The organism is Sulfurimonas sp., from assembly GCF_018698455.1.
Classification (GTDB): domain Bacteria; phylum Campylobacterota; class Campylobacteria; order Campylobacterales; family Sulfurimonadaceae; genus Sulfurimonas.
Window position 1 is genome coordinate 1 of the sequence record NZ_JABIOQ010000073.1, and the last position, 17,720, is coordinate 17,720.

At 34.5% G+C, this 17,720-nt stretch carries 15 protein-coding genes and 1 pseudogene; 7 read left to right on the plus strand and 9 right to left on the minus strand.

The features are described from left to right. From HOG88_RS11190 to grpE, 3 genes are all read right to left on the minus strand, one after another. The coding region (locus HOG88_RS11190) for an Ig-like domain-containing protein (protein WP_295006183.1) at positions 1–1,631 on the minus strand (1,631 nt) is incomplete at its 3' end. 163 nt (positions 1,632–1,794) lie between these two features. Then, positions 1,795–3,681 carry a molecular chaperone DnaK gene (gene dnaK / locus HOG88_RS11195; RefSeq protein WP_295006185.1) on the minus strand — a complete coding sequence of 629 codons (1,887 nt, stop codon included), beginning with the start codon at positions 3,679–3,681 and terminating at the stop codon, positions 1,795–1,797. An 82-nt stretch (positions 3,682–3,763) separates the two neighbouring features. Next, positions 3,764–4,315, minus strand: a complete 552-nt coding sequence (grpE, locus tag HOG88_RS11200) for a nucleotide exchange factor GrpE (protein WP_295006187.1) — start codon at positions 4,313–4,315, stop codon at positions 3,764–3,766. A gap of 180 nt (positions 4,316–4,495) precedes the next feature. Between grpE and HOG88_RS11205 the strand changes: the two genes are divergently transcribed. Further along, positions 4,496–5,965: a hypothetical protein gene (locus HOG88_RS11205; RefSeq protein ID WP_295006189.1), complete on the plus strand. Its 1,470-nt coding sequence runs from the start codon at positions 4,496–4,498 to the stop codon at positions 5,963–5,965. 1 nt (position 5,966) lies between these two features. Here HOG88_RS11205 and HOG88_RS11210 read toward each other — a convergent pair whose 3' ends face one another. The 6 genes from HOG88_RS11210 to HOG88_RS11235 form a co-directional block, all read right to left on the minus strand. Beyond that, positions 5,967–6,347 (minus strand): ComF family protein, encoded by a 381-nt coding sequence (locus tag HOG88_RS11210; protein WP_295006191.1) that lies wholly within the window; start codon positions 6,345–6,347, stop codon positions 5,967–5,969. Positions 6,348–6,550: 203 nt separating this feature from the next. Continuing rightward, entirely contained in the window at positions 6,551–8,341 is a 1,791-nt protein-coding gene (gene lepA, locus HOG88_RS11215) for a translation elongation factor 4 (protein ID WP_295006193.1), read from the minus strand. A gap of 129 nt (positions 8,342–8,470) precedes the next feature. Next, the gene (locus HOG88_RS11220) at positions 8,471–9,397 is read right to left on the minus strand and encodes a ribose-phosphate pyrophosphokinase (RefSeq protein WP_295006195.1); all 927 of its coding nucleotides are present in this window, start codon (positions 9,395–9,397) and stop codon (positions 8,471–8,473) included. A 71-nt stretch (positions 9,398–9,468) separates the two neighbouring features. Continuing rightward, a complete protein-coding gene (holA, locus tag HOG88_RS11225) occupies positions 9,469–10,437 on the minus strand; it encodes a DNA polymerase III subunit delta (RefSeq protein WP_295006197.1) in 969 nt (322 codons plus the stop codon). Then, positions 10,430–12,370 carry a ribonuclease R family protein gene (locus HOG88_RS11230; protein ID WP_295006199.1) on the minus strand — a complete coding sequence of 647 codons (1,941 nt, stop codon included), beginning with the start codon at positions 12,368–12,370 and terminating at the stop codon, positions 10,430–10,432. Before HOG88_RS11230 ends, holA begins: the two co-directional genes overlap by 8 nt. A gap of 7 nt (positions 12,371–12,377) precedes the next feature. Then, positions 12,378–13,178 carry an HDOD domain-containing protein gene (locus tag HOG88_RS11235; protein WP_295006201.1) on the minus strand — a complete coding sequence of 267 codons (801 nt, stop codon included), beginning with the start codon at positions 13,176–13,178 and terminating at the stop codon, positions 12,378–12,380. A gap of 122 nt (positions 13,179–13,300) precedes the next feature. Here HOG88_RS11235 and HOG88_RS11240 point away from each other — a divergent pair, with 122 nt between their 5' ends. From HOG88_RS11240 to HOG88_RS11265, 6 genes and pseudogenes are all read left to right on the plus strand, one after another. Continuing rightward, positions 13,301–13,627: a hypothetical protein gene (locus HOG88_RS11240; protein WP_295006202.1), complete on the plus strand. Its 327-nt coding sequence runs from the start codon at positions 13,301–13,303 to the stop codon at positions 13,625–13,627. A 4-nt stretch (positions 13,628–13,631) separates the two neighbouring features. Beyond that, on the plus strand, positions 13,632–14,156 hold the full coding sequence (greA, locus tag HOG88_RS11245; RefSeq protein ID WP_295006204.1) for a transcription elongation factor GreA: 525 nt from the start codon (positions 13,632–13,634) through the stop codon (positions 14,154–14,156). 987 nt (positions 14,157–15,143) lie between these two features. Then, a complete protein-coding gene (surE, locus tag HOG88_RS11250) occupies positions 15,144–15,929 on the plus strand; it encodes a 5'/3'-nucleotidase SurE (RefSeq protein ID WP_295006206.1) in 786 nt (261 codons plus the stop codon). Position 15,930: 1 nt separating this feature from the next. Further along, a complete protein-coding gene (locus HOG88_RS11255; protein WP_295006208.1) occupies positions 15,931–16,569 on the plus strand; it encodes a ThiF family adenylyltransferase in 639 nt (212 codons plus the stop codon). Next, positions 16,566–17,480, plus strand: a complete 915-nt coding sequence (locus HOG88_RS11260; protein ID WP_295006209.1) for a hypothetical protein — start codon at positions 16,566–16,568, stop codon at positions 17,478–17,480. The genes HOG88_RS11255 and HOG88_RS11260 overlap by 4 nt, the downstream gene beginning before the upstream one ends. Positions 17,481–17,490: 10 nt before the next feature. Continuing rightward, a pseudogene (locus HOG88_RS11265) lies at positions 17,491–17,720 on the plus strand (hypothetical protein); the annotation flags it as partial.

Here is a 17,720-nt window from a genome sequence, read left to right on the forward strand (position 1 = left end):
CTAGCAATGTTTCCAGCAGAATCAGATGCAACTTCTACAGTTACAGTATAGTCCCCGTCGCTATAGCTAGAGAAAATACCAGCTGTAACAGGATATGAATATACTCCATTTGTTACAGTTACATTAGCAAGAAGTGAGTTACCAACTAAGATAGATACGATTGCACCATCTGCAGCTGTTGTAGTACCAGAAATAACAACACTTGAAGTCTCTGCTTCTGTTTTATTAATAACGTTGTCACCACTAATAGTATCAAGTGATATAGTCGCATCACCAGTATTGCTATGGTTAGTATCGATTGTAATTGTTTGTGAAGTAGATACTGAATTACCTAGAGTATCTGTAATTGTTGCAATAATATCATGTGCACCATCATTTAGTATAGTGTTTTGTAGATTGACTTCCCAATTATTACCATTAATAGTTGCATCATATGATGTACCATTAACAGTTATACTTAGTGTATTATCACTTTGATTATCATAAGTACCTTGAACAAGTAAAGTATTGTCATTGGTAATATAATCAGAATCACTTGAACCAGTATCATCTGTAATTGAATCAATAGTTACAACATTTCCACCATTAGAGTTATCATCATCCGTGATGGTTGTTTTGATAGTGAGTGTATCTTGAATTGTATTTGAATTTCCAACAGGATCAGTAGCAGTAAGTGTAACTAAATTTTCACCTTCTGGAAGTTGAGTAACAACATCATCAAGAATTGACCAGTTAAAACCACCATTACCATCAGAAGTAATGGTAGCAGGATAGTCAACACCATTAACATTGACAACAATAGAAGCATCACCATCATTAGTACTTCCACTTAGGGGAGGAGTAGTGTCGTTTGTAAGAGTAGTATCAAGAGTAATCGATGGAGGAGTAGTATCTACTGTAATTACAGCAGTTTCTTGTGTAGTATTTCCAGCAGGATCTGTTGCTACTACAGTTATTATGTTCTCTCCATCATTAAGTAAAGTATCTATCTCAACTGACCATGTGCCATCCCCATTATTAGTAGCAGTATACTCTTTCCCACCGATAGTAGTTGAAATAATTACATCAGGATCATTTGTTGTCCCTGTAATAATCGGAGTATTATCCTTTGTGAGAATATCATTAATTCCGATGAAAGCTTCTTGTCTGTCAAAAACAGGGAGGATACCATCATTATTTGTTGCACTTGTTTCTAGAGAATTTGAATTGAATACATCTAATGTTGAAGCATGGGCATGGCCAGTATTATGATTATGTGCCATAATAGTTTCCATACTTAATGAGGCACTACTTTGTGGTGACTCTTCTCCTGCAGCAGTCTCATCTATCTCAGTAAGTTCAGTAACTTCATCTAGTGCTGCTTGCAAGCTCTGTGTTTCTAATTGCGTTTCATCATCAGAATAAGGAGCAGAACTGATAACACTATCATCAAGTGTTAAAAGTTTATTGGCACCTAAAGAAATAGTAGATCCATCTGTAAGTTTAATAATAATATTAGAATTTTCATCAGTATGGAGTACATCATTTTCATAGAGTTTGAGGTCACTTGTAAGAGGTTTAGTTTCACTTTGTGAATTAGAGAGAGTTCCTGTACCAGTTATAACTTCAATTGATCCAATACTTTTTGCCATTTTAACTACCTTTTGGTTTTAAATATGCATTAGTATATCTTATTTTATTACATAAATATATTGTACATAGGTACTAGTAGAAGTTTGATGAAAAGTATAATTTTTTATTATAACGTAGCAAGATAGAACCTTAAAGGCTCTATCTTTATTTTAAAGAGGAGTGTTACTCGATTTCAGCATCGATAACGTCTTCGTCATCTTTTTTCTTCTTAGCATCTGCTTCTGCAGCTGCTGGGTCTTGCTCTTTTTTGTACATTTCTTCAGCCATTTTATGAGCAGCTTCAGTTAATGCTTTTACTTTTTCTTCGATAGTCTCTTTTGTAGCAGACTCATCTTTAAGTGTATCTTTTAGTTCTGTTGCAGCAGTTTCAATTTTAACTTTTTCTTCTGCTTCTAATTTATCACCCATTTCTTCAACTGATTTTTCAGTTTGAGCTATAAGTGCATCTGCTTGATTTCTTAAGTCTACTAATTCTTTTCTTTCGCCATCAGCAGCTTTGTTTTCTTCAGCATCTTGAACCATTTTGTTAATCTCTTCTTCACTTAGTCCAGATGATCCAGAGATTGTGATTGACTGAGATTTACCAGTACCTTTGTCAGTTGAGCTAACAGTTAATATACCATTCGCATCAATGTCAAATGTAACCTCGATCTGAGGTACTCCACGTGGTGCAGCAGCAATATCACCAAGTTCAAATAGACCAAGTGATTTGTTGTCTTTAGCAAACTCACGCTCACCTTGACCAACGCTGATAGAAACCGCTGGTTGGTTATCTTCAGCAGTTGAAAAAACTTGAGATTTCTTAACAGGAATTGTAGTTCCTTTTTCAATAATCTTAGTCATAACACCACCAAGAGTCTCAATTCCAAGTGAAAGAGGTGTAACGTCTAGAAGAAGAACATCTTTAACATCTCCACGTAAAACACCACCTTGAATAGCTGCACCAAGAGCAACAACTTCATCAGGGTTTACACTTTTGTTAAGTGCTTTTCCAGCGAAATATTTAGATACAGCTTCTTGAGCGGCAGGAACACGAGTAGAACCACCAACCATAATGATTTCTTTGATTTCATTGTCTTCTAGAGCAGATTCTTTCATAGCAACTTTTATATGGTCAATTGTTTCGTCAATAAGAGTAGCAATCATACCTTCAAACTTAGCACGAGTAAGTTTTACTACAAGGTGTTGTGGTCCAGCTTCCGTCATAGTGATAAATGGTAAGTTAATTTCAGTTTCAGTTGAACTAGAAAGCTCTTTTTTAGCATTTTCAGCAGAATCTTTTAAACGCTGAAGTGCCATTTTGTCATTTTTAAGTTCAATTCCATGAGAATTTTTGAACTCAGCACTTAAGTAATCAACAATTTTATTATCAAAATCGTCACCACCAAGGAATGCATTACCATCAGTTGAAAGAACTTCAAAAGTACCATCTGAGATCTCAAGAGTTGTAACGTCAAATGTTCCACCACCTAGGTCATAAACAAGTACATTTTCTTCTGCTTTAGATTCTAAACCATAAGCAAGTGCAGAAGCAGTTGGCTCGTTGATAATACGAAGAACATTTAATCCAGCAATAGTACCAGCGTCTTTTGTAGCTTTACGTTGTGCATCATTGAAGTAAGCTGGAACAGTAATAACCGCATCAGTTACAGTTGAACCTATGTAAGCTTCAGCATCTTCTTTTAGTTTAGTAAGAATCTTTGCAGAAATTTCTTGTGGAGTGTATACTTTACCAGCAACATCAACACAAGCAGCACCATCTTTATCTACGATGTTGTAAGTTACTTTATCGTGTGCAGCTTTTGCATTCTCTTCGTTCATCATAAGACCCATAATTCTCTTAATAGAAGAAATAGTCTTTTCAGGGTTTGTAATTGCTTGACGTTTAGCTGGATCACCAATTAGAACATCACCTTTGTCTGTAAACGCGACTACTGAAGGAGTAGTGTTTTTACCCTCTGCATTTGGAATAACTTTCGCTTCTCCACCCTCATAAACTGCTACACATGAATTTGTTGTTCCTAAATCTATACCTATTACTTTACTCATTTTGATTCCTTAAATTTATTTTTTTATTTACACAAACTATTTAGTAGTTTGTTGCACTGGGCTTTAACCCTTGTTTACGAAACTAGTTCGCAACTACTACCATCGCTTCTCTAAGAGGGCGACTTTTATACTTGTACCCAGTTTGAAAAGTTTGAACTATTTGTCCAGACTCAACATCTTCACTATCTACGGCTTGAATAGCATTGTGAATATTTGGATCAAATGGCTCATCATGAGCAACTAGAGCAACACCATGTTTTTCTAATTGAGTTAGAAATGACTTGTGTGTAAGCTCTATGCCTTCTTTGAGTTTGTCAAAAAGTTCAGCTTTTTCTGCTTCACCCTCCGATGATTTCATTGCACCATCAAGAGCATCAAGTACAGGTATCATATCTTTCGCAAATTTTTCATTTGCATATTCAACCGCTGTATACTTTTCGCGCTCTAATCTTTTTTTGATATTATCAAAGTCGGCATGAACACGAGCATATTTATCTTTATACTCTGCTAGTTCAGCTTCTATAAGCTCAAGTTTACTCATTGGAGATTCAACCTCTTGAGCATCTTCCTCTTGTGTTTCTAATATTTCTTCCTCATTAACGAGGTTTTCATCTTGTGTTTCTTCTTTAGACATAATTGTTAAAAGCTCCTTGTTCATAAAGATAGCAGTATTATACATATTGAGTGTAACAATGTCAAGTACTATCTTAGTTAATATCCGCAATTAAGTTTAGTCTTATACTATCAAGTTTGTATTTTGATCTTTTAGTTCTATATAATCTAGTGTTTGTATAATGTGTAATAGGAGAATTTTATGAAAATATTTTATTGGCTTTTAGGGATTATAACGACTACTCTAGTAGGTATATATATACTATTGTTTACGTATATGGGGAATGGTATTTTAAAACAAGTTATAGAAAAAGAGATTCAAAAAAGTACAAATCTCACTAGTGAATTTAAAACTTTTAGTTTGAGTATTCATGATTTTGAATTTCTTTTAGAGTTAAATCCAAACAATACTATCACTGTTAATGGTGATTACTCTCTATGGAATCGCTCACTTGACATGAACTATAATGTAGATTTAAATGATGTAAAAAGTCTAAAAGAACTCTTTAAAGAAGAGATAGATACACCTTTACATTTAATCGGAACAGCAGTTGGTGATAGTTCCCTCTTAATAGTAGAAGGACAAAGTGATGTATCATCATCAAAGAGTAGCTTTAAGGTAGAATTAGTCGCGTTTGAAGCTAAAAATATAGTGTTTAACATCAAATCACTGAAAATAAAAGAGGCTTTAGTCATACTACATCAGCCTCCCTATAGTGATGGAGAGTTAGATGTTCTAGTTAATATAAGCAATCTTAGCCATGGGTTACTTAACGGGTATATAGATACAAAGATTTCTAAGGGACTACTCAATTCTAAGTATATTTCTAAAGCTTATGAGTTTAATTCAATAATGCCGTATACAAATTTTAATATTAGCACACATAGTATATTAGATGGAAATTTTGTTGATACATCTTTAGATTTGAACTCAAACTTAGTAAACTTGGATGTAAATAAATTTCATTACGATATAGAAGAAGAATCTTTGATAAGTGATTATGAAGTGAATATTCATGACTTAGATAGATTATACTTTATATCTCAAAGGCATCTCTTAGGAAGTCTCAAGGCACAGGGAGAAGTCAAAAAGTCTGAAGATTTGGATTTGAGTATAGAGAGTTATGTAGCAGGTGGAAAACTAAACGCGACACTTCATAACAATAAATTCGATGCAAAGATAAGTAATATGAAGAGTATTGATATACTAACAATTTTAAAATATCCAAAAATCTTTGACGCAAGACTCAATGCTGTAGTAGATTATAACTTAGAAAGTAAAAAAGGTTTGTTTGATGGGAAACTTTCAAAAGGTAGGTTCACTGAAAATGAAGCCTTTGACTTACTAAAAAAATATGCTCAGACAGATGTATATAAAGAGAAGTTCACCGGAGATGTAAATGCAGTAATAAATGCAGATCAAGTAATCGCTTCTCTATCATTACATTCTAACAGATCTTCGATTATCAGTAAAGGCACGAAAATAGACTCTCAAAAGAGTTTAATAGACTCTAAGGTAGAGATAAATGCCAATGGAAATAAGGTAGATGTAAATCTAAAAGGTGATATAAATAAGCCAAATGTGAAAATTAATGCAGATGAATTAATAAAGGAAGAAGCAACTAAGGTGATAAAAAAAGAACTTGGTAAGTTTCTAAAAGGGTTTTTCTAAGTCACTTTATAGAAACATCACAAAGAGTTAGGCAAAACAGTACTTCTTTCTTGTTCTTTGTCATTACGGTGATAGCCTCGCTAAGAGTAGAACCAGTGGTGATTATGTCATCAACTAGTATAACACTGCTTTGTGAAAAGTTTAGAAGCTGGAAGTCTCTTGGATTTTTAAGTCGAAACTCTCTACTTTGACCTGAGTATGAGAGTCTATTTTTTGCTCTAAGTTTTCCATACAAAGGCTTAATCCCTTTTGACTTGAGACTTTTGCATAGAACAGCAGTATGTGAATACGAATCCTCAACTATGTCATCAACAGCAATTGCAGCAATACTCTCAGACATATTAAATGTTGTGGAAAATTTCTTGAGACTATTTTTTGCCATAATCTTGTAGATATAAAATCCTAAGTCTGTATGTTTTGTGTGGAGGAGAGATTTGATTTCGTCATACTTATAAAATGATATAACTTCTATTCCGCTAGGGAGTTTTCTTTTGTAAAGAGATGGGGTGAGAAAAAGTTGTTGGCAGGAGTTGCAAATGTGTGAAAAACTAAGATTTTCACACATTAAACATCTCATTAGAGTATTTAGTCCATCTTAAGAACAGACATAAAGGCTTCACTTGGAAGTTGAACTTTTCCTATAGACTTCATGCGTTTTTTACCAGCTTTTTGCTTTTCAAGTAGTTTACGTTTACGAGTGATATCTCCACCGTAACATTTAGCGGTAACATTTTTACCCATAGACTTTACAGTCTCACGAGCAATAATTTGAGAACCCAAAGAAGCTTGAACAGCTACTTCAAAAAGTTGACGAGGAATTATCTCTTTCATATTCTTAACTAAAATACGACCACGTGAAAGTGCTTGATTACGTGGAACTACGATACTAAGTGCATCAACAGCTTCTCCAGATACTTTAATATCCAGCTTAACAAGGTCACCAACCCTAAAATCTATAGGCTCATAATCAAATGAAGCATAACCCTTAGAGATTGATTTTAAAGTGTCATAAAAATCAACAACTATTTCATTCATAGGTACTTCATACTCAAGCATAACTCTATCTTCATTAAGATAAGTCATTTTAGTTTGAGTACCACGTTTGTTTATAAGAAGAGTGATGATGTTTCCAAGATACTCAGCTGGTGTAATAACAGTTGCTCTTACATAAGGCTCTTCGATTCTATCTATACGATTTACTTCTGGAAGTTCTGAAGGATTATGGACATTGATTTTATCACCATTGTTAAGGTAAACCTCGTAGATAACCGAGGGAGCAGAGGCTATAAGGTCAAGGTTGAACTCGCGTTCTAGTCTCTCTTTTACCACTTCCATATGAAGCATTCCTAAAAATCCAACACGAAAACCAAAGCCAAGTGCAAGAGATGTTTCTGGTTCATAAGACAAAGAACTGTCGTTTAGTCTTAGTTTATCTAGTGAGTCACGTAAGTTTTCAAAATCATCTGTGTCTATTGGATATATTCCTGCAAAAACGAATGGTTTAGCAGGCTCATATCTTCCAACTGGCTCTTCTGTAGGGTTTTTAGCATCAGTGATAGTATCACCAACATTAACAACACTTACTTCTTTAAGGCCAAGAACAACGATTCCGATTTCACCTGTAGAAATAGCCTGTGTTTTAATTTTTTTCTTAGGGTGTGGATACATTAAGTCAAGAACTTGATGCTCTTCACCATTACTCATAAGTTTAATGTTTTGACCCTTTTTGATTTCACCGTCAAATACACGAACAAGTGCGAGAGCACCTAAGTAAGCATCAAACCAAGAGTCATAAATGATTGCTTTTGTAGGTGCAGTAGTGTCTCCAACAGGAGCGGGAATTCTATCTACAATAGCATCAACAAGCTCACGAATTCCAACACCAGTTTTTGCAGATACTAAACAAGCATCAGTTGCATCTATTCCAATAGCTTCTTCAATCTCTTCAGCAACACGTTCAGGTTCAGCGGCAGGAAGGTCAATCTTATTTATGACGGGGATAAGCTCAAGGTTGTTGTCCAGTGCCAAGTAAACATTGGCAATAGTCTGAGCCTCAACACCTTGTGCAGCATCTACTATAAGAAGAGCTCCATCAGAAGATGCTAGAGATTTACTTACCTCATAAGAGAAGTCAACATGTCCCGGAGTATCTATAAGGTTAAGTACATAGTGCTCACCATCTTTTACATAGTCAAGTCTAACAGACTGTGCTTTAATAGTGATGCCGCGTTCTTGTTCGATGTCCATAGTGTCCATCATCTGTGTTGTCATCTCGCGTTCAGTTACAGAACCACATTCTTGGATGATACGGTCGGCTAGGGTACTCTTACCATGGTCTATATGTGCAATGATAGAGAAGTTTCTAATATTTTTCAAAGATTTGTCCTAGTTGGAAATAATAAATCGATTATACAGAAATTGTTCTAATAGAGTTGTTAAGTGGATTTTAGATGGTTTAGAAAGTGAAGAAGAGGACTAAATAATTAGCCCTTTAGAGTTATAAGTCTAAGAGAAAAGTGAATTAACACTTTCGTTGTGGTAAACGCGACGGATTACTTCAGCAAAAAGTGGAGCAACGGTTAGTACTTTTATGTTCTTATGCTCTTTTGTTACTAAAGTGTTTGTGATGATTAACTCATCTAACTCCCCATGTTCTAGGTTCTCATATGCTTTACCACTTAAAACACCGTGTGTAGCACATGCCATTACAGATGTTGCACCCTTGTTTTTAAGAGCAGTTGCAGCTTTTACCATAGTTCCAGCAGTGTCAACCATATCGTCTATCATGATTACATCCTTACCTTCTACATCACCGATAATTCCCATAACTTCAGATTCATTCGCTTTTTCACGGCGTTTATCAACGATAACCATTTCAAGACCCATACGTTTTGCAAAGTATCTAGCACGAGCAACACCACCGATGTCCGGGCTCGCGATAATTGGGTTCTTAAGGTTTTTACTTTTTATGTAAGTCTCAAATGTGATAGAACCATAAAGGTTATCAACTGGAATGTCAAAGAAACCTTGAATTTGACCAGCATGAAGATCTATAGTTACAACTCTGTCAATTCCAGCAGTCTCGTAAAGATTTGCTACAAGTTTTGCAGTTATTGGAACACGAGGAGCAGCTTTACGATCTTGTCTTGCATAACCATAGTAAGGAACAACGGCAGTTATGCTTTGAGCAGATGAGCGCTTAAGTGCATCTGTCATAATGAGAAGTTCCATGAGGTTGTCGTTTGATGGAGCCCCTGTACTTTGAACTATAAACACGTCGCGACCACGAACAGATTCAGCAATTTGAACTGAGATTTCACCATCACTAAACTTTTTAATATCAGCCTTCGCTAATGGTACATCTAAAACCTGACAAATCTCTTTTGCAAACTCAACACTTGCTGAACCAGCAAAAACTTTATAACCACGCATAGTAGTTCCTTATATGTATAAATTAATATTGTGATTATACAAAAATTATCCTAACTCTATGATAAAAGAGCTTACATAATTTTTTGAATTCGAATAAGAGTGGAGAGAAGAATAGAACATTTGTCAATATGAGAACTCTTCATTTTAAGTTCACTGCCCAACAGTAATTCGTGAAGTTTGGAGTATACAAAGGGTTTTATCTTTATGGAGAGTGCTGCTTTTTCTTCTACAATAAACTTGGGAGCAGGGTAACCAAGGATTTCAAGGGCATTGGGTGCTCCATGAACTCTAATGTAGATGTTAAACATATAGAGTTGTGTTAAGTAAGCAGTTATAGCTGTAAGTATACGGATTTCATCTTCTCCATGTTCTAAAACATTTTGCAGGTCATCTCTAAAATCTTTTTTAGTCAAAATTTTTTTTATAAAATCATCAAGATTTACTTCGGCAAGTCCGTAAACAAGATTGTCAACATCTTTTGTCGTAATGGCTCTATCATAAACGCGGAACTTTTCTATTTCATTTGATGCGAGTGCCACGTCTCCATGATGGATTTGAAGAAGATGAGAAACTGTGTACTTATCTATGTTCACTTTTTTTTCTTGTGCTACTTGAAGTATGATATTTTGGGCTTCATAATCTTTTGGGTTGAAAAATCTTACACTCATAGCCTTTGACTTTGCAAAAGCTTTTTTATTATTGTAAGTTTTATGGTCACTTCCGTAGTAGGCATACACAAAAATATTATCAGGGTTTTTATCACAGAAGTCTAAAAGTATGTCTAATTCTTTTTTAGGTACTTTCTTTTCACTTTTGATTATGAGAATATTTCTATCACCAAAAAGGGAAGCTTGAGAAAGGTGTGCTTTTGCTGAACTAAATGCATACTCATCATGGTAGTAGTTGAGGATGTTGGAATCTTCTATATTTGTAAGCATTTTTGTATACATATCTATAAGGAAAGTAGATTCGCCAAAAAAAACAAAAGAGTTGGAGACGGACTGGCTTTGAATATGTTTATCTAACTCAGTCTTATACATCTACCTTCCCAACTACACTTGCATATATTTTTGCACGAGCGATATCTACTCTTTCTATTTTTACTATAACATCTTCAAAGAGGACTGCGTTTGTGTTAAGTATAATAAGAACACGAGCACCTTGTATCACATCATGGATTTCGGCCTTGACTTCAGGGTCAGTCGCATTTATTCGAGCTTTGAACTCTTCCCCGATATGCTCATTCGCCCATCTTGCATATTTTCTAGCCATAAATTCATTTTCTATTTTACTAGATTCTCTCTCTTTTTCACTAATGGTCATACTAAGTGATTCTATGTTTCTTAAAACATAAGAACCTTCTTGCGTATCTCCTGCGTTTATAGCCTTTAGTAGTCTATGAACGATAAGGTCAGAGTATCTACGAATAGGAGATGTAAAGTGAGTATACTGCTCAAAGCCAAGACCAAAGTGTCCAGAGTTTAAAGGAGCATATCTCGCTTGCATTTGAGATTGGATGATGAGAGTATCTACCTCTGATTCTAAGTCCATATCTCTCGCTTGATTTTGAATGTTAGTAATAGTCTCTTTAGTAGTACTCATAATCTCTATTTGCATACCAATACCTGCAAGCTCTTGGTAAAGAGTTTGTAGTTTACCTTGACTAGGTGGTTCATGGATTCTGAAAATTCCACGTTCAAACTTTGAAGCTGCCTCTTTATTCGCCAAAAGCATACAGTCCTCAACTAGTGCATGAGAAGGTGTCTCGTCCGCTTCAGTCGTAGATACTAGATTTGAGTCTTCATCTATTATCATATCTATCTCTGTTGAACGAAAGTCATAACCGATTTTAATGCGCTTTGCTTTGAGGGCGTCTGTTACTACTCTGAGTTTTGTTAAAGAGTCAAAAATTCTTTCTTCATCCGCGTTTACCGCTTTTAAATCACCATCAAAAAAAGAATCTATCTCTTCATAGTTAAAGCGGCGTTTAGAGTGAATAACTGCTTCGTATACAGTAGAACTTTTTACTTCAAGTTTTTCTAGGTCGAGTTTCATCTCGAACACATATGCAAGTCTATCAACATGAGGTTGCAATGAACAAAGTGTTTCACTTAACTGACGAGGAAGCATTGGAATAGAACGATGAGGTAGGTAGATAGAGAAACTTCTGTATATTGCCTCATTATCAAGTGCACCAAAAGGCTTTACATACTCACTTACATCAGCGATGGCTACATAAAGAGTAGTGTTTTCTTGATCCCAGCATATGGCATCGTCATAATCTTTTGCAGTAACAGGGTCTATGGTAGAAAAGTCTAAGTCTCGTAAGTCTTTTCTTGAAGGATGTTTTGAAGCATCTACAGGTTCAAATGATTTGGCAATTTTGAGTACCTCTTCTTCAAAGTAATCATGTTTGTTAAACTGTGCTAAAACTATTTTTTCATCAACTTTAGGGTCACTTATATTTCCAAGTTTTTCTAAAACCTGATTTTCTCTGTTGTCTATTTTAAATACATCACCTACATCTAGTGTGTCTAGTTCTTCTGAACTAATCTCAGCACCTATAGGGTAGTCTGTTTTTAAGTCTACCATAGACTTATGTCTGTCTTTTAGAATGATATAAGCTATGGAATAACTCTGCTCGCGACCAACAATCTCTACAATCTTAGCTGAGGGTGTACCGCGTTTACCAAGAAGACGCTGTGCGATTATTAGGTCACCTTGAGTAGCTTCACCTAAATCACCTTCACCTATAAAAAGGTCACGGATATTTTCGCCAATGACATTAAGGTAAGCTGTGCCTTTTTGAATAAGTCCTAAAGTACCGGCACGGTATTTGGAATTGAATTTATAAATATTATCTTTTTTTGTGAGGTATTTATTTAAAAGCCATTGGCTTACATGTGTAAATTCATCCGGGGTTATGTCTTGCTCACTCAAACCATGAGTGAGGCGTATAAGTAGAGATTTCAAATAAGTATTATCTTGCGTTTTCTATTGCTTTATCAAAGCTTTCCATATCTAAGTCATACTTAGTAATTAACTCTTTGGCAGCTTCGATACTTGCATCTGTAATAGCACCATTAATAGGTACTGCAATACGGACAACATGAAGGATTCTGGCTGGATGCTTGTCTTCTTCTTCCGCTTTTTCAGGGTTCTGACAGTTTCTTATAACACTTACTAGTCCCTCTTCAAATTTCCACTGACTAAAGATAGTAGCGCTTACTTCTGGAGTGTCAACACCAACAACTTCTCTTTCCGCTGCTTCAACATCGCCAAGTCGTAATAGGGCATCACGAAACTTTTCCTCTGAACCATCTGAAATAATTTGTTGTGCAATCAGTACTTTACCAATTTCAACAAGAAAGGCAGCCGGAGATAAAACACCTAAAAGCTTATTTTCTTTTTTAAGACACCAAACGGTCATAATAGCATGTTGTTTCTTTGAAAGTGCCGAGAACATATCGTTGTTTATGCCGTACGGTGCAAGGTCGAGAGTAAAACTCTTTTTTACAATTGATGCAAGTGCAAAACCACGAACTGTACCCATACCAAAAAGACCAACTGCTTGAGAAATAGCATTTATTTCACGAGAAAAACCATAAAGTGGGGAATTTGCTGCTTTTAATATATCAGCAGTTAAGAGAGGATCTTTTTCTAAAATCTTAATCATATCACTGAAACTACTATCTGGATCTTGATAAACTGCTTCTATTTGCATGGCCGACTTAGGAAGAGGTGGAAGCTGTTTAATTTTCTTTAGTATTTCTTCGGTCATTTTGTACTCTCTTTAAAAAATTAACTTATGTCTAATTATAGTATCAATAAATAAATTGCGACTGAATATTTACTAAAAAGTGTTATTATCACTATGAAGTAATATAAAAAGGAATTAATAAGATGCAAAGAGAAGCGATGCTCACTCAACTAGGTTATGCCCCAAATGATGCACTTGTCAAGCAATTGACAAATATCGTAAATAATACAAAAGGGTATGAAAAAATTCAAAAACACATTATGGACTTACATAATCACCTTCAGGTGAACAACTCATATGTCGCACTTTCAAATTCAAGTGACTATTTTAAAATAAAAATAGAGTCTAAAACTGAAGAATTATCACAAGAAGCACATGAAAAAGTAGAACATTTTAGTAATAAGTTTAAAGTTGAAATAAAACAATTAGAAACTAAAAACACATATTATATCATTGGTTTTAATCACTAATTAAATGAGAGAACCAATGAGTATAGAAGGTTATGACCTTCTAATAGAAGAATTTAAATATCTTTTAGAAAAGGAAAAACCTAAGGTCGCCGAAGAAAAACTTGTTGCTGCAGCTCATGGGGACAGAAGTGAAAATGCAGACTATCATGCGGCAAAAGAGAAGTTGCGCTTTATAGATAAACGACTTTTTTATTTAAATAAAGTAATTCAACATTCTCAAATAATTGATCCCTCTCTTCACTCACACAAAAAAATATCTTTTGGAAGTACAGTTAAAGTTACTAATATAGATACTGATGAGGAAGAAGTTTATACCCTTTGTGGTGTTTTAGAAAGTGAACCTGATAATGGATTAATCTCTGTACACTCTCCTTTAGCTGTAGCAATGATGGGAAAAGAAGAAAATGATGAATTTAAAGTAAAGCTTCCAAAATTTACTAAAGAATACGGAATACTCAAGATAGAGTATAAGAATATTTTTTCTTTAAAGAAAAATATTCGTACAAGAAAAGAATTTACTTTTCACTAATATTTATAATTTAGGATTATTCTACTGTTAGTAATGTCTACCTTCAGTGTTGAGATTGGAAGCTCAATAGATCTTTGATAAATATACTGGTATTTAACTATGATATTTTAAATTGTTTTTCCTATAGCAAATGCAAATGTCCTATCAAACTCCATTGCATGATTTTAGATTTTAAATTCATAATGGCAAAAGCTTTTTGATATTCAATATTCTCAAATAATCTATTAGCAGTACTTTTACGAACTTCACCATAGAATCTTTCGACTGGGTTTAGTCCTGGTGAGTATGAAGCTAAAATATAGGAGTTAAGCTATCAATTTGATGAAGTTCTTTTTTTCTGTGAAATGGAGCATTATCCCATATCATTACAATATGATTATTAGGATATTTTTCGCAGAGAGCATCAAGATTTTTTTTGTTATGCAGGGATTAACATGGTTAAAACCTATCAGATGAAAGTTATCGACTAGCATACTCTTATTGATTAGCTCTTTAAAAATACAATCATCATATTGAGGATTCCCTTCTTTTCGTCCTGTAATCTTAATTTGTTTAAGAGCTTTCATTCCACCTACAATAAGTATCACTGCCTATGAGTAATCGCTCTTGTATCTTTGAAGACCTTTTGCCCTCTTTTAATAAAATTATTGTATTTATTCTAAGTTGGTGCCGTCTATCTGTCGCTTTTCACAGTTTATTTTACACTCTCCATCTCTTATTTTAGTTCTTCTAGTGTGTTATTGTTTTTTAATTTTTGCACCATACATTTGAAATAGCAATTTCTGTTTTCATATTTCATAATTTGATTTTTAATGGGGCATAGTATTACTTGTTACTAATAAGTAAAAACTCCATTTTTAGCATCAAAAATTTTCTACTTGTAGAGATATTTTTCATTCATCTTCTTTCCTTTATTAGCTAGAGTATAATACTTTTATAGTAAAATATATTTACAATAAAAATATGCTCTAAGCATAAAGCGAGGAAATGCCATTGGGGTACAAAATTTTAGTAACAAATGATGATGGTTATGAGGCTAAGGGACTTTTATGTTTAGTAGAGGCTCTTCGTGAACTTGATGATGTTGAGGTGACAGTTGTTGCTCCTGCAAATGAAAAGTCAGCCTGTGGACACTCTTTAACATTAACTCGTCCTCTGCGTTTTGTAGGTGTAGGTGATGACTTTTATAAACTAGATGATGGAACACCAACTGACTGTGTTTACCTTTCCCTCAGTACTATGTTTGAAAATAATAAGCCAGATCTCCTTGTTAGTGGGATCAATCGCGGTTCAAATATGGGTGAAGATATAACATACTCAGGTACTGCAGCTGGAGCGATGGAAGGTGTTTTACACGATATTCCCTCAATCGCTATAAGTCAGGTTATGGATTTTACAAATCCTGGTGGTGATTTTAGATTAGCACAAAAAACTATTAAAACTTTGGTGACTAAGATACGAGAAGAATCTTTTCCTCTTCCTAAACGCGAGTTTTTAAATGTAAACATACCACCAGAAGCTTTAAACGCTGAAATTAAAATTACATATGCAGGGTATAGACATTATGGAAATGACTCTCATGTTCACCGTAATCCAAGAGGAGAAGAATACCATTGGCTTGGGCTTCATCCTCTTTCATTTGAGCCGAGAAAAGGTGTCAATGAACTAAGTGATTATGAAGCAATACAGCAAGGTTGTGTATCTATAACTCCAATCATGCTTGATTTAAGTGCTTATAAAAGTATAAAGACTTTAAAAGAGTGGATAGACTAAAATGGGAAAGTATGATCGTGTAAAACTCCTCGTTGGGGATGACTTTGTAAAGTTAGAAAATGCAAAGATTATTTTACTTGGAGTGGGTGGTGTAGGGAGTTTTTGTCTTGACTGTCTTTATAGAAGTGGTGTAAAAAATATAACTATAGTGGACTTTGATACCTATGATGACTCGAATCAAAACCGTCAAATGTGGTCAGAACTTCATGAGGGTGAACTTAAAGTTGAGGCTCTTTTAAAACATTATCCAGAACTTAAAATCATCAACAAAAGAATAGATGAACAGTGGGTATGGGATTTTAACTTTGATGAGTATGATTTGGTTCTCGATGCTATTGATGATAGAAATGCGAAACTAGCCCTTGCTCAAAAGTGTTACAAAAAACTTATAAGTTCTTTTGGTGGTGCTAAACGTATGGACCCAACAAAAATAAAAGTAGATGACATTTGGAAAAGCTATGGCGACAAGTTTGGTTCTAAAATACGATATGAATTGAAGAAACGCGGCTTTAAAAAGAAGTATAAAGTTATATTTTCTCACGAAGAGGCTAATATAAAAGAGAAAGGAAGCTTTATGGGTGTAACGGCCGCATTTGGTCTTACAATGTGTGGTGAAGCAATGAAGAAAATTCGAGGGTGAAAAATAGACTAATTATCCTATTAGTTTTACTTTTTGTAAACACGACTCTTTACGGGGAAAATTTGCTTGAGTTTGACTATGAAGGAGACATTTATTACTCAAATGTCTCAGCTTACCTAGATCTTGACACAGCTACTGAAATAACAGATGCTTCAGATAAAAGTGAATCAGAGATTTACACGAAACTTCTTTTCAAAACCTTCTCCCCAAATATTTTTTTAGTTGAAGCTGCTGTCCATCCTATGCCAATTGCTGGAATTTACTTTAGAAAATCAAATGCTAATCTTTATAATTCTGCTTCCTTGCAAAACTTTAACTTAGTAAAAGCCCTTAGTACAGGATTTGAAGAACCATATTCTTTTTCACTATTTTTTGGAAGGATGATGGTTTTTAGAAATATAGATAGCGAGACAGGGGAATGTAGTATAGGAAAAAATAGAGCTTACATAGGCTATCTTCTCACCGTAGGTGATATGAGCATAAAAGATAACCTTGCTTACTATAATAGATGGATTAACTTTGAATTTAAACTCAAAGGAACAAGAGAAAAGAAGGACAGAGATTTAGATTGGAGTTTTCGAGTTGGCTATAAAAAAAATAATAACATAAATTTTGCTGACTCATTATATATAGGAGCAAGAAGAAGTAGTACTGATTATAAAAAGAGTGTATGGTCACGTTTTTATAACACTGCATTTTCAAGTATGGTTGAAGTTGATGCGAAGAGCTTTGATTTACTAAATACTCAGTTTACGGTCGAGAAAAAGTTTCCTATTTCTTGGCTGAAAAAACTCTCATTTGGATTAGAGATAGGGTATCTTTATACGAGTGAAAGTAAATATAATGGTACCTTAAGAGATGAAGGGGTTGATAATCATCAACTCATTTTACGACCAAATTTTAAATTTTAAAGGAAGATAATTGTTAGATTTTTTAGATGCAGACTGGTTTAATATAACTTTGGAGATAGTCTTTGTAATACTCATCGCTTATGATGTGAAAAAATATATAGAGACTAAAAAACGCGAGTACATTACAAATATAGTATTAACCGCTGGTTTTGCAGTATGGACACTTTACCCATACTATAACTCTTACATAGGTTGGGAAGAAGAACAAAAAACAGTAATGCTGAGTTCTTGTGGTGATTC

Bases quoted from the DNA above. Each gene is read 5' to 3' on its own strand.
- HOG88_RS11205 (WP_295006189.1), top strand. From the start codon at position 4,496: ATGAAAATATTTTATTGGCTTTTAGGGATTATAACGACTACTCTAGTA.
- HOG88_RS11235 (WP_295006201.1), bottom strand. From the start codon at position 13,178: ATGACCGAAGAAATACTAAAGAAAATTAAACAGCTTCCACCTCTTCCT.
- HOG88_RS11220 (WP_295006195.1), bottom strand. From the start codon at position 9,397: ATGCGTGGTTATAAAGTTTTTGCTGGTTCAGCAAGTGTTGAGTTTGCA.
- dnaK (WP_295006185.1), bottom strand. From the start codon at position 3,681: ATGAGTAAAGTAATAGGTATAGATTTAGGAACAACAAATTCATGTGTA.
- HOG88_RS11210 (WP_295006191.1), bottom strand. From the start codon at position 6,347: ATGGCAAAAAATAGTCTCAAGAAATTTTCCACAACATTTAATATGTCT.
- holA (WP_295006197.1), bottom strand. From the start codon at position 10,437: ATGTATAAGACTGAGTTAGATAAACATATTCAAAGCCAGTCCGTCTCC.
- HOG88_RS11255 (WP_295006208.1), top strand. From the start codon at position 15,931: ATGGGAAAGTATGATCGTGTAAAACTCCTCGTTGGGGATGACTTTGTA.
- greA (WP_295006204.1), top strand. From the start codon at position 13,632: ATGAGAGAACCAATGAGTATAGAAGGTTATGACCTTCTAATAGAAGAA.
- surE (WP_295006206.1), top strand. From the start codon at position 15,144: ATGCCATTGGGGTACAAAATTTTAGTAACAAATGATGATGGTTATGAG.
- HOG88_RS11240 (WP_295006202.1), top strand. From the start codon at position 13,301: ATGCAAAGAGAAGCGATGCTCACTCAACTAGGTTATGCCCCAAATGAT.
- grpE (WP_295006187.1), bottom strand. From the start codon at position 4,315: ATGTCTAAAGAAGAAACACAAGATGAAAACCTCGTTAATGAGGAAGAA.